Source organism: Jiangella anatolica (assembly GCF_003236295.1).
Lineage (GTDB): Bacteria > Actinomycetota > Actinomycetes > Jiangellales > Jiangellaceae > Jiangella > Jiangella anatolica.
In genome coordinates this window covers 81,652-94,669 of record NZ_POTW01000008.1, presented here as the reverse complement: position 1 = coordinate 94,669, position 13,018 = coordinate 81,652, and the positions used below count along the sequence as shown (strand labels likewise).

The following is a 13,018-nucleotide window of genomic DNA, read 5'->3' as shown; positions in this document are numbered from 1 at the left end:
CCATCAGCGCAGCCTCTTGATCACGCTCACCGCGGCGTTGCGGGCGTCGCGCAGGCCTGGGCGGTGCGTGATGTAGGTCCGGATGGACTCGGCGGTGTCCCCGGCGGTGACGCTGTAGCGCGCCTGCAGCCAGCCCCGGGAGCGGGCCGGGAACCGGTCGCTGGAGTAGACGGCCTCGTAGCCGGCGCGGCGCAGCCGGCCCAGCAGCTGCCGGTCGTACCGGCCGAGCGGCAGGGCCGCCTCCGTGATCGGCCCCCCGCTCGCCTCGGTGAGCGCGGCACGCGCCTCGACCAGCTCGCGGCGGGCGGCGGCGGCCGGCAGCCCGCGCCACTGAACGTGGTCCCAGCCGTGGCTGCCGATCCCCATCCCGGCGTCACGCAGGTCCCGCAGATCCGCCGCGCTCAGGCTGACCGGGTCGTCCAGACGCCCGGCGAGGGCGAAGAAGGTGGCCCGCAGGCCCCGTTCCTTCAGCGCCGGCAGGGCGACCGCGACGTCGGAGGCGTTGCCGTCGTCGAAGCTGAGCCGCACGTGCGGGTGCTTCGCGGCCTCGTCGAGGATCTGCCGGAACACCGGCTCGGTGACCCAGTAGCCGGCCTCGCCGGGCTCGCGCTCGCGCTCGCGCTCGCAGGTCCCGATGCCGTGGAAGCACAGGTGGAGGATCACGTCGGTGTCCCTTCGGCGGACGACGGTGTGCGCGTGCTGTCGTCGCGGCCCCAGGCGTCGCCGGCCTTGGCCGGACGGCGGGCGAGCAACGCGGCCGCGACGGTGATGACGAGGTACGGGACGGCGGCCGGCGCCCGGCGCGGATCGCGCAGGACGACCTCGCGCAGCCAAGCCCAGCGGTCCGCCGGGCGCACCGGCAGGTCCAGTTCGCCCGCGTCCGCCGCTGCGCGCAGCTGGGCGTTGCCGCGCCGGACGCGGACCAGCCGGCGCAGCAGGTCACGGGTGGTACGCGGCGCCTCGACCACGACCTCGACCTCGCTCACCTCGGCCTTCTCCGCGGCGGCGAACCGGGAGTCCAGGAAGAGGTCGTCGGCGATGGCGGCCGGGAACGTGTCGAACCGCCCCCGGCCCAGCTCGGACAGCACGATCATCCCCCGGCCGAACAGCCCGGCCCGGAAGGCGGGGTGCCGCTCGTTGATGGAGAAGTACGCCCGCACCGGCCACGGCCGGCCGGTGGTGGCCACGCGCCGCCGGGGCACGACGGCCAGCGGCCGCGGCAGCACGTCGAACCGGGCCAGCAGCGTGGCGAGGGCGTGCGGCGGCACGACGATGTCGGCGTCGAGGTAGATGCGTGGAAAGCCGGTCGCGACGCGGTCGGCGGCGTCCAGGGCGGCCGCCTTGCCGGCCTCCGGCCGGTCGATCACGGTGACGCCCGGACGCGCCGCGACGACGGCGGTGTCGTCGGTGCAGCCGTTGGCGCTCACGACGATCTCGACGGGGCCGGCGAACCGCTGCGCGGCCAGCGCGTCGAGGCATCGCCCGATGACGTTCGCCTCGTTGTGCGCGGCGATCACGACGCTGGCCATCGTCGCCCCTCTCCCGGGACACGCCGCGATAGCATGCCCGGATGGGAACGCCCGCCGTGGTCGTGCGGCCGATCTCGGCCGGCGACGCGACGGCCGTGGGCCGGTTTCTCCACCAGCAGCTGAACCAGCGGGTGTCCGCCGCCGCGTGGGCCGTGCTGCTCAGCCCGCCCTGGAGGAGCGACGCGCCCAATCACGGCTTCCAGCTGCTCAGCGACGACGCGATCGTCGGCGTGTACGCGGCCGTCTACTCCGAGCGCGACATCGCCGGCGAGCGGGTCGCGTTCTGCAACCTGGCGGCCTTCTGCGTGCTCGAGGAGTACCGCACCCACTCGCTGCGGCTCGTGCGCGCGCTGCTCGGCCAGAAGGGCTACGTCTTCACCGATCTCTCGCCCAGCGGCAACGTCATCGCGCTGAACGAGCGCCTCGGCTTCACCCGGCTCGACACCGCGACCCGGCTGGTCGCCAACCTGCCCCGCATCTCTGGTCGCGGCACCCGCGTGACGACGGACCCGGCGGCGCTGGAGCGGACGCTCACCGGCCGCGACGCCGACGTGTACCGCGACCACCGGGAGGCGCCGGCGGCCCAGCACCTGCTGGTCGAGCGCGACGGCGCCCACGGCTACCTCGTGTATCGACGCGACCGCCGCAAGCGGCTGCCGCTGTTCGCCACGCCGCTGTACGCCGGCGGGGACCGCGGCGTCCTCCGGCAGGCCTGGCCCGCGGTCGGCGCCCACCTGCTCCGGCAGGGGCTCCCGCTGACGCTCGCCGAACGGCGCGTCCTGGGGTTCGCACCCGGCGGTCCGGGCACGGAGCTGTCCCAGCCGCGGCCGAAGATGTTCCGCGCCGCGGACGTCGACCCCGAGTCGATCGATCATCTCTACAGTGAGCTGACGCTGGTCCGCTGGTAGCCCGGTCAGACCGTGGCCAGCTTGGACTCGACGAACCGCGTCAGCGTCCCCAGCGTCTCGAACAGGTCGGCGTCGAACTCGTCGTCGGCGACGGTGATGTCGAACCGGTCCTCCAGCGCCGACACCAGCGCCAGGACACCCAGCGAGTCCAGCTCCGGCAGCGAGCCGAAGAGGGCCGTGTCCTCGTGGAGGTCCTCCGGCCGCTGGCCGAGGTCCAGCGCCTCGATCAGCACCGTGCGGACGGTGTCCAGGGTCTCGGTCATGCGCGCTCCTTGCTCCATGGTTCAGACCAGGACTTCGATCGGGGCCGGGTGCCCGAGGAAGGCCGTCGGGCTGGCGGTGAGGCCGTAGGCGCCGGCCTGGAAGATCACGATGAGGTCGCCGATCTCGGCGGCGGGCAGCTCGACGTCGTCGCCGAGCAGGTCCAGCGGCGTGCAGAGACAGCCGACCACCGTCGCGGTCTCGGCGCCGGGCTTCTCGACGTGGTTGCCGACGACGAGGGGGTAGTTGCGCCGGATGACCTGCCCGAAGTTGCCCGACGCGGCCAACTGGTGGTGCATGCCGCCGTCGACGACGAGGTAGGTCTTGCCGCGCGACACCTTGCGGTCCAGGACGCGGGCGACGTAGACGCCGCACTCGCCGACGATGTACCGGCCCAGCTCGATCACCGGCGTCGCGCCGGGCAGCCGCTGCGCCAGTGCGCCGCCGACCAGCTCGTGCAGGTGGCCGGCGACGACGTCGAGGTCGAGCGGCTGGTCCTTCTCGACGTACGGGATGCCGAACCCGCCGCCGAGGTTGACGTAGCGCACCGGCGCGGGCAGGTGCTCCGCGAGGTCCGCGACGAGGTCGACGGTGCGCCGCTGCGCCTCGGCGATGATCTCGGCGTTGAGGTTCTGCGAGCCGGCGAAGACGTGGAAGCCGAGCCAGTTCACGCCCGCCGCGGCGAACTCGCGCAGCACGGCCGGCACCTGCTCGGCGTCGATGCCGAACTGCTGCGGGCCGCCGCCCATGCGCATGCCCGAGCCCTTGACCGCGAAGTCGGGGTTGACGCGGATGGCGACGTTCGGCGTGAGCCCGAGGTCGTCGCCGGCCGACACCACCCGGGCCAGCTCGGTCGGCGACTCGACCTCGACGATGATGCCGGCGGCGACCGCCTGGCGCAGCTCCGCGGGCGTCTTGCCGGGGCCGGCGAAGCTGACCCGGTCGGCCGCGATCACGGTGTCCAGGGCCGCGTGCAGCTCCAGCGCCGACGCGACGTCGATGCGGTCGACCCGGTGCGCCAGGTGCTGGACCACGGCCGGCATCGGGTTGGCCTTCATGGCGTAGCTGAGCTGCACCGACGTCGGCAACGCCGTGCGCAGCCGGTCGATCCGCGCGTCCAGCAGCCCGCGGTCGTAGGCGAAGAACGGGGTCGAGCCGACCCGCTCGGCGAGGCGGCTCAGGGCCATCCCGCCGACCCGCAGCTCTCCGGCGGCGGTCCCGAACGCGGCGACGTGCTCCTGCGGCTTCATCGGACGCCCTCCGCCTTGATGAGGCCGCGGTCGAACTTGCCGTTGGGCGAGCGCGGCAGCTCAGGCCGGACCTCGACCTCGGACGGCACCATGTACAGCGGCAGCGTCTGGCGCAGCGCGGCCAGCAGCGCCGCAACGTCGAGCTCGGCAGCCTTCGGCGTGGCGACGAGGACGATCCGCTGCCCCAGCGCGTCGTCGTCGACGCCGACGGCGACGGCGTCGCGCACCAGTCCGGTGCCGTACGCCGCCTCCTCCACCTCCGTCGGGCTGACCCGGTAGCCCGACGTCTTGATCATGTCGTCCTTGCGGCCCACGAAGTAGAGGAACCCCTCCTCGTCGACCACGACGGTGTCGCCGGACCACACGGCGAGCTCCGGGGTCCGCCACTCCTCGCCGGGCCGGTGCAGCGGCTTGTACCGCTCGGCCGTCCGGACCGGGTCGTTCCAGTAGCCCAGCGCCACCAGCGCCCCGCGGTGCACCAGCTCGCCCTCCTCGCCCGGCCCGCACGGCGTGCCGTCCGGGCGCACGACCAGGATCTCCGCGTTCGGGATCGCCTTGCCGATGGAGTCCGGGCGCCGGTCGACCTCGGCCGGGTCGAGGTAGGTCGAGCGGAACGCCTCGGTCAGGCCGTACATCAGGAACGGGCTGGCCTCGGTGAAGATGCCGCGCAACCGGTCCAGCGTGACCCGCGGCATCCGGCCGCCGGTGTTCGCCCAGTAGCGCAGCTTCCGCGCCACGTGCTCGGGCCACGGCACCTCGGCCAGCTGCAGCCACAGCGGCGGTACGCAGGTGAGGCCGGTGACGCCGTAGCGCTCACACAGCTTCGGCACCTCGCGCGGCAGCAGGTAGTTCATCAGCACGCAGTGCGCGCCGACCGAGAACGCGGTCGTCACCTGGCTCAGCCCCGCGTCGAAGCTCAGCGGAAGCACGCTGAGGATGACGTCCTGGGCGCTGTTCTCGAGGTAGCTGCTCACGCTCTCCGCGCCCACGATGAGGTTGCGGTGGCTCAGCACGACGCCCTTGGGCTTCCCGGTGCTGCCCGACGTGTACAGGATCGCCGCCGGGTCGACGTCGATGGCCGGCGACGGCTCCGGCTCGCCGCCGGCCTCCTGACCGGCGTCCCAGCGGTGCACGCGGTGGTCCGCGCCGTCCGCAGCCGTCGCGGTCCCGACGGTGACGACGTGCGCGACCGCCGTCTCGCCCAGGACGTCGTCGAGCTGGGCCAGGCGATCGGCCGAGGTGATGAGGATCGACGCGCCGCTGTCGGCGAGGATGTGCCCGACCTGGGTGGCCTTGAGCACGTGGTTGACCGGCACGAACACCCCACCGGCGGCCGAGACGGCGAAGAACGCCGCCACGGTCTCGATGCGCTTCTCCAGGTAGATCGCCACCCGATCGCCGCGCTGCAGCCCGAGCCCGGCCAGCTGGGCCGCGGCGGCCTGCGCCGTCCGCCACACCTCGGCGTAGCTCACCGTCTCGTTCCGGTACGTCAGCGCGGGGGCGTCCGGCCGGGCAGCGGCAGCCTGACCCAGCAGATCGTGGAAACCGGTCCTGATCGCGGTCACAGCACGATCGCCGGTCGAGCAGCACAACGGTGCATCCGCACTTCTCGGCCCCCCCGAGCGAATCACCCCACGCGTCTCGGTGCGACTACGAGACGCGAATCGGGTCGAGCATAGCCCGCGCGGGACGTTCCCGCATCTCCGCCGGTGATCTTGGAGCCCACCGGACGCTCAGCTCGCCGACGTGATCATGCCGGCGCCGACGGTGCGGTTCGTGGCCTCGTCGATGAGGATGAACCCGCCGGTCTGCCGGTTGCGGCGGTACTCGTCGGCGAGCAGCGGCACGGTGGTGCGCAGCCGCACCCGGCCGATGTCGTTGAGGCCGAGCTGGGTCGCGGTGTCGTCGCGGTGCAGCGAGTTGACGTCGAGCCGGTACTGCAGCTCCTTCACCAGTGCCCGGGCCGAGCGCGTCGTGTGCTTGATGGCCAGCTTCTGGCCCGGCACGAGCGGCGTCTCGGCCATCCAGCAGACCATCGCGTCGATGTCCTGCGCGACGGCCGGCTGGTTGTGCGGCCGGCAGATCATGTCGCCGCGGGAGACGTCGATCTCGTCCTCGAGCCGGACCGTCACCGACATCGGCGCGAACGCCTCGCCGACCGGGCCGTCGGCGGTCTCGATGGCGGCGATCCGGGTGGTGAACCCGCTGGGCAGCACCATGACCTCGTCGCCGGCCTTGAGCACGCCGCCGGCCACCTGCCCGGCGTAGGCGCGGTAGTCGGTGCGCTGCAGCGACTGCGGCCGGATCACGTACTGCACCGGGAACCGGACGTCGACGAGGTTGCGGTCGCTGGCGATGTGCACGTGCTCCAGGTGGTGCAGCAGCGACGGGCCCTCGTACCACGGCATGTTCGGCGACCGGCTGACGATGTTGTCGCCGTGCAGCGCGGAGATCGGCACGACGGTGAGATCGGGCACGTCGAGCTTCGTCGCGAACGACGAGAACTCCTTCTCGATGCCCTCGAAGACCTCCTGCGACCAGTCGACGAGGTCCATCTTGTTGACCGCGAGCACCAGGTGCGGCACCCGCAGCAGCGACACCAGGAAGGCGTGCCGGCGGCTCTGCTCGACCATGCCCTTGCGCGCGTCGACCAGCACGATCGCGAGGTCGGCGGTGGAGGCGCCGGTGACCATGTTGCGGGTGTACTGGATGTGCCCCGGGGTGTCGGCGATGATGAACTTGCGCCGCGGCGTGGCGAAGTAGCGGTACGCGACGTCGATGGTGATGCCCTGCTCGCGCTCGGCGCGCAGGCCGTCGGTCAGCAGCGAGAGGTCGGTGTACTCGTCGCCGCGCTGCTGGCTGGTGCGCTCCACGCTCTCCAGCTGGTCGGTGAAGATCGCCTTGGAGTCGTAGAGGAGCCGCCCGATCAGCGTGCTCTTGCCGTCGTCGACGGAGCCGGCGGTGGCGAACCTGAGCAGATCCATCTCAGAAGTAGCCTTCCTTCTTCCGGTCCTCCATCGCGGCCTCGCTGACGCGGTCGTCGCCGCGGGTGGCGCCGCGCTCGGTCAGCCGGGTGGCGGCGATCTCGTCGATCACCTTCTCGACGGTGTCGGCGTCGGAGCGCACGGCCGCTGTCAGCGACGCGTCGCCGACGGTGCGGTAGCGGACCGTCGCGGTGAACGTCGTCTCGCCCTCGCGCGGGCGGCAGAACTCGTTGTTCGCGAACAGCATGCCGTCGCGCTCGAACACCTCGCGCTCGTGCGCGTAGTAGATGGACGGGACGGCGATCTGCTCGCGCTGGATGTAGTGCCAGACGTCGAGCTCGGTCCAGTTCGACAGCGGGAACACCCGGATGCTCTCGCCCAGGTGGATCCGGCCGTTGTACAGGTTCCACAGCTCCGGGCGCTGGTTCTTCGGGTCCCACTGGCCGAAGTCGTCGCGGAAGGAGAACACCCGCTCCTTGGCCCGCGCCTTCTCCTCGTCGCGGCGGGCGCCGCCGAACAGCGCGGTGAAGCGGTGCTTCTCGACCGCCTCCAGCAGCACCGGGGTCTGGATCCGGTTGCGCGAGCCGTTCGGCTCCTCGGCCACCAGCCCGCGCTCGATGGCGTCCGGCACCGACGCGACGACGAGGTTGACGCCCAGCTCGGCCACCCGGCGGTCGCGGAACTCCAGCACCTCGGGGAAGTTGTGCCCGGTGTCGACGTGCATGACGGGGAACGGCATCGGGGCCGGCCAGAACGCCTTCTCGGCCAGCCGCAGCATGACGATGGAGTCCTTGCCGCCGGAGAACAGCAGCACCGGCCGCTCCAGCTCGGCGGCGACCTCGCGGAAGACGTGGACGGCCTCGGCCTCGAGCAGGTCGAGCTGCGAGAGCTGGTACTCGTGGATCGTCATGCTGACCTCGCGGGTTCGGCGACGGCCGCCAGGAGCGCGGCGGCGAGCTCCGGGCGGGCGATGAGCAGGTCGGGCAGGTACGGGTCGGCCTGGTTGTACCGCAGCGGCGACCCGTCCAGCCGGCTGGTGTGCAGGCCTGCGGCGCGGGCGACGGCCACCGGCGCGGCGGAGTCCCACTCGTACTGGCCGCCGGCGTGGACGTAGGCGTCGACCTCGCCGCGCACGACGGCGCCGGCCTTGAAGCCGGCCGACCCGATCGGCACCAGCTCGGCGCCCAGCGCCTCGGCGGCGCGCTCGGCGGCGGCCGGTGGACGGCTGCGGCTGACGGCGATCCGCGGCGCTCCGGTTCGGTCCCGGTTCGGCGTCGGGAGCACGGGGGCCGGGTCGCTGGTCAGCGTGGTGTCGAGGCCGGGCAGCGCGACGGCGCCGGCGGCCAGGTCGCCGTCCTGCCAGAGCGCCACGTGCACCGCCCAGTCGTCGCGGCCCTCGCCGAACTCCCGGGTGCCGTCCAGCGGGTCCACGATCCAGACGCGACGGGCGGCCGGCCGCACGGCGGTGTCCGGCGCCTCCTCGCTCAGGACGGCGTCGCCCGGCCGCTGCGCCGCCAGCGCGCCGGCCAGGAAGCCTTGGGCCGCGCGATCCCCCGCGTCGCGCAGCACTTGGGTGCCCGATGCCGGATCGTGGTCGCGGCGCAGTGCGAGCAGCAGCGCGCCCGCCTCGGTGGCGAGGCGGGCGGCCAGGATCGCATCAGTGGATGCCACGGATCTCCTCGAAGCCGGTCTCGAACGTCCCAGCCTAGGGTGATCCCGTCCGGAATCACGCGCTCGCCCAATATCCGAGACGCTCCGTCCAGCATCCGGTCACGCGACGAGCGCGCACTCGCCGAACGTCAGGCAGCCGCAGCTCGCGCACGCGCTGAACACCTCGCGCCGGCGCTGCAGCGCGGCGATGCGCTCGTCGATGGCCCGGCCCCAGCACTGCGCCGCCCGGGCCCAGAACTGCGGTGTCGGCGCGCCGCCGTCGGGCAGGAACTCCAGCACCTCGCCGATCTCGGCCAGCGGGATGCCGACCCGCTGCGACGCCCGGATGAACGCCACCTGCCGCAGCATCGCCTCGGCGTAGCGGCGCTGGTTGCCGGTCGTGCGGCGGCTGTGCAGCAAACCGTGCCGCTCGTAGTAGCGCAGCGTCGAGGCCGGCACGCCGCTGCGCTCGGCCAGCTCGCCGATGGTCAGTTCGGGCATGCGTCCACCGTAGCTTGACCTGAACCTTGGTTTAAGTCTGAGCCTGGGGACATGGACACCATTCTCGTCATCGGCGGCACCGGCAACGTCGGCCGCCACATCGTTGGCACGCTGGCCGGCCGCGGCCTCCCGATCCGCGTGCTGACTCGCGACCCCGAGAACGCCCGCGCCGTTCTCCCCGCGGGCGTCGAGGTCGTCGCCGGCGACCTCACCCGGCCGGACACCCTGACCGCGGCGCTGGCCGGCGCCGGCCGGGTCTTCCTGCTCTGGCCGTCGTTCTCCCCTGACGGGCTGCAAGAGGTGGCGGCCGCGCTGGCCGCCGCGCCGCGTCACGTCGTCTACCTCTCCGCGCTCAACGTCCGTGACGACCGCCCCGTGGAGGAGAACGGCATCTGGGGCGCGGTCGAGGACGCGCTGCGCCGGTCCGGGGTGAGCTGGACGATGCTGCGCGCCGGTGGGTTCGCCACCAACACGCTGGACTGGGCCGCGCAGGCGCACACCGGCGTGGTCCGGGCCCCGTTCGGCGCGGCCGGACGATCGCTGGTCCACGAGCGCGATCTCGCCGACGCCGCCGTCGCCGCGCTCACCGACCCGGACGCGCACGCCGGAGCCGTCCACGTCCTCACCGGCCCGGAGACGATCACGCAGGCCGAGCAGGCGCGGCTGATCGGCGAGGCGATCGGCCGGCCGGTCCGCTGGGAGGAGCAGCCGCCGGACGAGGCGCGGGCGGAGTTCGCCACGTGGTTCGGCGACCCGGAGTACGCGGCTGCCGCGCTGGCGTACTGGGCGACGCTCGTCGACCGGCCGGAGCCGGTGCTGGACACCGTCGAGGCGATCACCGGCCGCCCAGCCCGCCGATTCCGCGAGTGGGCGGCCGAGCACGCCGCGGACTTCCTGCCCGCGGTTCAGTAGGCGCCGGTGCTGCGCACCACGGCGCCGGCGGTGCGGCGCAGCAGCTGCAGGTCGTCGCCGTAGGACCAGTTGTCGACGTAGCGCAGGTCCAGCCGCACGGTCTCGCCCCACGTGAGGTTGGACCGGCCGCTCACCTGCCACAGCCCGGTCATGCCCGGGATCGCGGCCAGCCGGCGCCGGGCGGTGCCGTCGTACGTCGCGACCTCCTCCGGCAGCGCCGGCCGCGGGCCGACCAGCGACATGTCGCCGCGCAGCACGTTGAGCAGCTGCGGCAGCTCGTCGAGGGAGTACTTGCGCAGCAGCCGGCCGATCCGGGTGATCCGCGGGTCGTGGCGCATCTTGAACATCGGGCCGTCGCCGTCGCCGTCGGCGGAGTCGAGCAGCTCCGCGCGGCGCTGGTCGGCGTCGACGTACATCGTGCGGAACTTGAACATGGTGAAGTACAGCCCGTCGCGGCCGACCCGGTCCTGCCGGTAGATCGCCGGACCGGAGTCGGTGAGCTTCACCGCGAGGCCGATGGTCAGCAGCAGCGGCGAGAGCAGCAGCAGCATCAGTCCGGCCAGCAGGCGGTCGGTGGCGACCTTCGCGGCCAGCCGCAGCCCGGTCGGGCGGACCTGCTTGACGTGCAGCAGCACGCTGGAGCCCATGCTGCCCAGGCCCATGCGGTGCGCCGCGACGTCGGAAAGCCCGAGGTCGGTGACGAGGTCGATGCCGATGTCGCCGAGCATCCAGCTCAGCGCGCGCAGGCGGTCGCCGGTGAACTCCGAGCCGGGCGTGACGCACACCGTGCGGGCCCGCACACGCTGGGCGGCCAGCCGTACCGCGTGCACGATCTCCTCGTCGCGCAGCGCGTCGTCGTGGCCCGGCAGACCACCGACGATCGTGCCGACGACGGGGACCGAGGCCGGCGGCTCGGTGCCGTCGTCCTCGACGCACGCCGCGACGACGGACAGCGGGTGCTCGCCGTCGCTGGTGAAGCGGTCCATGCTGGCGGCGACGCCGCTCGCCGGGCCGACCAGCAGCGTCCGCCGGGTGGCCCGGCCGAGCATGCGCAGCCGGCGCAGCTTGCGCCGCACCACCAGCCGGACGGCGATCGAGCCGCCGGCCAGGATCGCGGCCACCGCCAGGAACGTCGTGCCCAGCAGCGGGATCGAGAGCACCGCACCGGCCACCGCCAGGATCGCGATCAACGCGGCCAGCGACTTCAGCACGTCGCGATAGGTGTTCTTGACGCCGAACAGCCGGTCCGCCCGGCCCGTCTTCGCCGTCAGCACCAGCGGCCAGACGACCGCCATCGCGCCGACCGCGATCTCGATGTCGAGGTGCGACCAGCTCGACGCGACGGTGGCGGCAAGCGCCAGCGCACCCGTCAGCAGGTCACCCGCCGCGGTGACGCGGCGATAACGAAAAGGACGCACCGCAGGCGGCACGAGCGGACCACGCCCGTCGAACTCGGACAGAGTTCTCCGCGGTTGTGTGCGCGCGCCAGCCGACGACAGACCCACCGTAGCCATGGCCCCCCCAGGCTCCGATACCCCCCACCGGCTCATCATCAAGCCGACGAACTGGGACGGACTATACGCTGCGGAACCGGAAGGCGACAGTCGAAACCTCCGATTTCGGACGAGGAGGTCGGCCGGGCCGGATCGGAGGTGCGGTTCAGCCGTTGTAGTGGTTCTGCGCGTAGGTCAGTCCGTCGACCACGACGGCCTCCGCGGCGTCGGCCGCGCGGTCGACCTCGAGATCGATCTCCCGCTTCTCAGCAGTGGAGAAGGGCTTCAGCACGAACGCCGCCGGGTCCATCCGGCCGGGCGGGCGGCCGATGCCGAAGCGCAGCCGGCAGTAGTCGCCGGTGCCGATGCGGGCACGCACGGAACGCAGTCCGTTGTGACCGTTGTCACCCCCGCCGAGCTTCAGCCGGACGGTGCCGAACGGCAGGTCCAGCTCGTCGTGGACGACCAGCAACCGGTCGGGGGTGATCTTGTAGAAGTCGGCGAGCAGCGCGACCGGCCCGCCGGACTCGTTCATGTACGTGTGCGGCTTGGCCAGGACGGCCCGCGCGCCGGGGACGCCGCCGAGGCGCACCTCGGCGACGTCGGCCCGGTGCTTGCGCTGCGACTTGAGCGCGACGCCGGCCCGTTCGGCCAGCAGGTCGACCACCATGGCACCGGCGTTGTGCCGGGTGCCGGCATACGTCGGGCCGGGGTTGCCCAGCCCGACCACCAACCACGCGTCGGACATCGACAGGCTCCCCGGCCCGGCGGACGTGCGTCAGGACTCGTCGGCGGCCTCGTCGGCCGGAGCCTCGTCGGCGGCAGCGGCCTCGTCGGCCGGGGCCTCCTCGGCGGCGGCCTCCTCGGTCTCGCCCTCGAGCTGCTCGGCGGTCGGCGCGGCGGTGACGTTGACGACCAGCTGCTCGGGGTCGCCGCCCAGCGCGGAGCCCTTCGCCAGCACGAGGTCCTTGGCGAGGATCTGGGTGCCCTCCTCCAGGCCTTCGACGGAGACCTCGATGCTCCCGGGCAGGTGGGTCGCCTCGGCCTCGATGGAGACGGTCGGGTGCTCGACGTTGATCAGCGTGCCGGGCGCGGCCTCGCCGGTGACGACGATCGCGACCTCGACGGTGACCTTCTCGCCGCGCTTGACCAGCAGCAGGTCGACGTGCTCGATGAAGCCCTTGAGCGGGTCGCGCTGGACGTGCTTGGGCAGCGCCAGCTCGCTGCCGCGGCCGTCGATGTCGAGCGTGATCAGCACGTTCGGCGTCTTCAGCGCGAGCATGGTGTCGTGGCCCGGCAGCGCCAGGTGGACGGGGTCGGTCCCGTGACCGTAGAGGACCGCGGGAACCTTGGCGGCGCGGCGGAGGCGGCGCGCGGCGCCCTTGCCGAACTCGGTACGCAGCTCGGCGGCGATCTTGACGTCGGACACGGTGAGAACTCCTCGGAAAGCACGGTGGGCGGTCAGCGACACGTCGGGCTCGGGCAAAGGGCGCGCACCGACTGCGCACCGCGTCGATCACGGTGTGGTCA

The 13,018-nt window shown here is 72.8% G+C and carries 14 protein-coding genes; 2 read left to right on the top strand and 12 right to left on the bottom strand.

Translation table 11 applies throughout. The features are described from left to right. Positions 1 to 3 precede the first annotated feature (3 nt). Positions 4 to 663, bottom strand: coding sequence for a polysaccharide deacetylase family protein (locus C1I92_RS05085; protein WP_111253585.1), 660 nt, complete (start codon positions 661 to 663; stop codon positions 4 to 6). Continuing rightward, positions 660 to 1,529: a glycosyltransferase gene (locus C1I92_RS05080; protein ID WP_111253584.1), complete on the bottom strand. Its 870-nt coding sequence runs from the start codon at positions 1,527 to 1,529 to the stop codon at positions 660 to 662. Before C1I92_RS05080 ends, C1I92_RS05085 begins: the two co-directional genes overlap by 4 nt. A gap of 41 nt (positions 1,530 to 1,570) precedes the next feature. Between C1I92_RS05080 and C1I92_RS05075 the strand changes: the two genes are divergently transcribed. Next, a complete protein-coding gene (locus C1I92_RS05075; protein ID WP_199520962.1) occupies positions 1,571 to 2,437 on the top strand; it encodes a hypothetical protein in 867 nt (288 codons plus the stop codon). 5 nt (positions 2,438 to 2,442) lie between these two features. On the opposite strand, the gene C1I92_RS05070 is transcribed toward C1I92_RS05075, so the two are convergent. The 7 genes from C1I92_RS05070 to soxR all read right to left on the bottom strand — a co-directional run bounded on the left by C1I92_RS05070 (position 2,443) and on the right by soxR (position 9,083). Further along, positions 2,443 to 2,700 (bottom strand): acyl carrier protein, encoded by a 258-nt coding sequence (locus tag C1I92_RS05070; protein WP_111253583.1) that lies wholly within the window; start codon positions 2,698 to 2,700, stop codon positions 2,443 to 2,445. 21 nt (positions 2,701 to 2,721) lie between these two features. Further along, a complete protein-coding gene (locus C1I92_RS05065; protein ID WP_111253582.1) occupies positions 2,722 to 3,948 on the bottom strand; it encodes a pyridoxal-dependent decarboxylase, exosortase A system-associated in 1,227 nt (408 codons plus the stop codon). Beyond that, positions 3,945 to 5,513 carry an acyl-CoA ligase (AMP-forming), exosortase A system-associated gene (locus tag C1I92_RS05060; RefSeq protein ID WP_111253581.1) on the bottom strand — a complete coding sequence of 523 codons (1,569 nt, stop codon included), beginning with the start codon at positions 5,511 to 5,513 and terminating at the stop codon, positions 3,945 to 3,947. Before C1I92_RS05060 ends, C1I92_RS05065 begins: the two co-directional genes overlap by 4 nt. Positions 5,514 to 5,681: 168 nt before the next feature. Continuing rightward, positions 5,682 to 6,932, bottom strand: a complete 1,251-nt coding sequence (gene cysN, locus C1I92_RS05055; RefSeq protein ID WP_111253580.1) for a sulfate adenylyltransferase subunit CysN — start codon at positions 6,930 to 6,932, stop codon at positions 5,682 to 5,684. 1 nt (position 6,933) lies between these two features. After that, on the bottom strand, positions 6,934 to 7,842 hold the full coding sequence (cysD, locus tag C1I92_RS05050; protein ID WP_111253579.1) for a sulfate adenylyltransferase subunit CysD: 909 nt from the start codon (positions 7,840 to 7,842) through the stop codon (positions 6,934 to 6,936). Further along, positions 7,839 to 8,603: a 3'(2'),5'-bisphosphate nucleotidase CysQ gene (locus C1I92_RS05045; protein WP_111253578.1), complete on the bottom strand. Its 765-nt coding sequence runs from the start codon at positions 8,601 to 8,603 to the stop codon at positions 7,839 to 7,841. Before C1I92_RS05045 ends, cysD begins: the two co-directional genes overlap by 4 nt. Positions 8,604 to 8,702: 99 nt before the next feature. Further along, entirely contained in the window at positions 8,703 to 9,083 is a 381-nt protein-coding gene (soxR, locus tag C1I92_RS05040) for a redox-sensitive transcriptional activator SoxR (RefSeq protein ID WP_111253577.1), read from the bottom strand. Between the two features lie 51 nt (positions 9,084 to 9,134). On the opposite strand from soxR, the gene C1I92_RS05035 reads away from it, so the two are divergent. Further along, positions 9,135 to 9,995: an SDR family oxidoreductase gene (locus C1I92_RS05035; RefSeq protein ID WP_111253576.1), complete on the top strand. Its 861-nt coding sequence runs from the start codon at positions 9,135 to 9,137 to the stop codon at positions 9,993 to 9,995. On the opposite strand, the gene C1I92_RS05030 is transcribed toward C1I92_RS05035, so the two are convergent. From C1I92_RS05030 to C1I92_RS05020, 3 genes are all read right to left on the bottom strand, one after another. Further along, complete coding sequence (locus tag C1I92_RS05030) at positions 9,989 to 11,413, bottom strand: exopolysaccharide biosynthesis polyprenyl glycosylphosphotransferase (RefSeq protein WP_158563996.1); 1,425 nt, start codon at positions 11,411 to 11,413, stop codon at positions 9,989 to 9,991. The genes C1I92_RS05035 and C1I92_RS05030 overlap by 7 nt on opposite strands. Positions 11,414 to 11,654: 241 nt before the next feature. Further along, positions 11,655 to 12,236 carry an aminoacyl-tRNA hydrolase gene (gene pth, locus C1I92_RS05025; protein WP_111253574.1) on the bottom strand — a complete coding sequence of 194 codons (582 nt, stop codon included), beginning with the start codon at positions 12,234 to 12,236 and terminating at the stop codon, positions 11,655 to 11,657. A gap of 30 nt (positions 12,237 to 12,266) precedes the next feature. Next, entirely contained in the window at positions 12,267 to 12,917 is a 651-nt protein-coding gene (locus C1I92_RS05020; protein WP_111253573.1) for a 50S ribosomal protein L25/general stress protein Ctc, read from the bottom strand. Positions 12,918 to 13,018 lie beyond the last annotated feature (101 nt).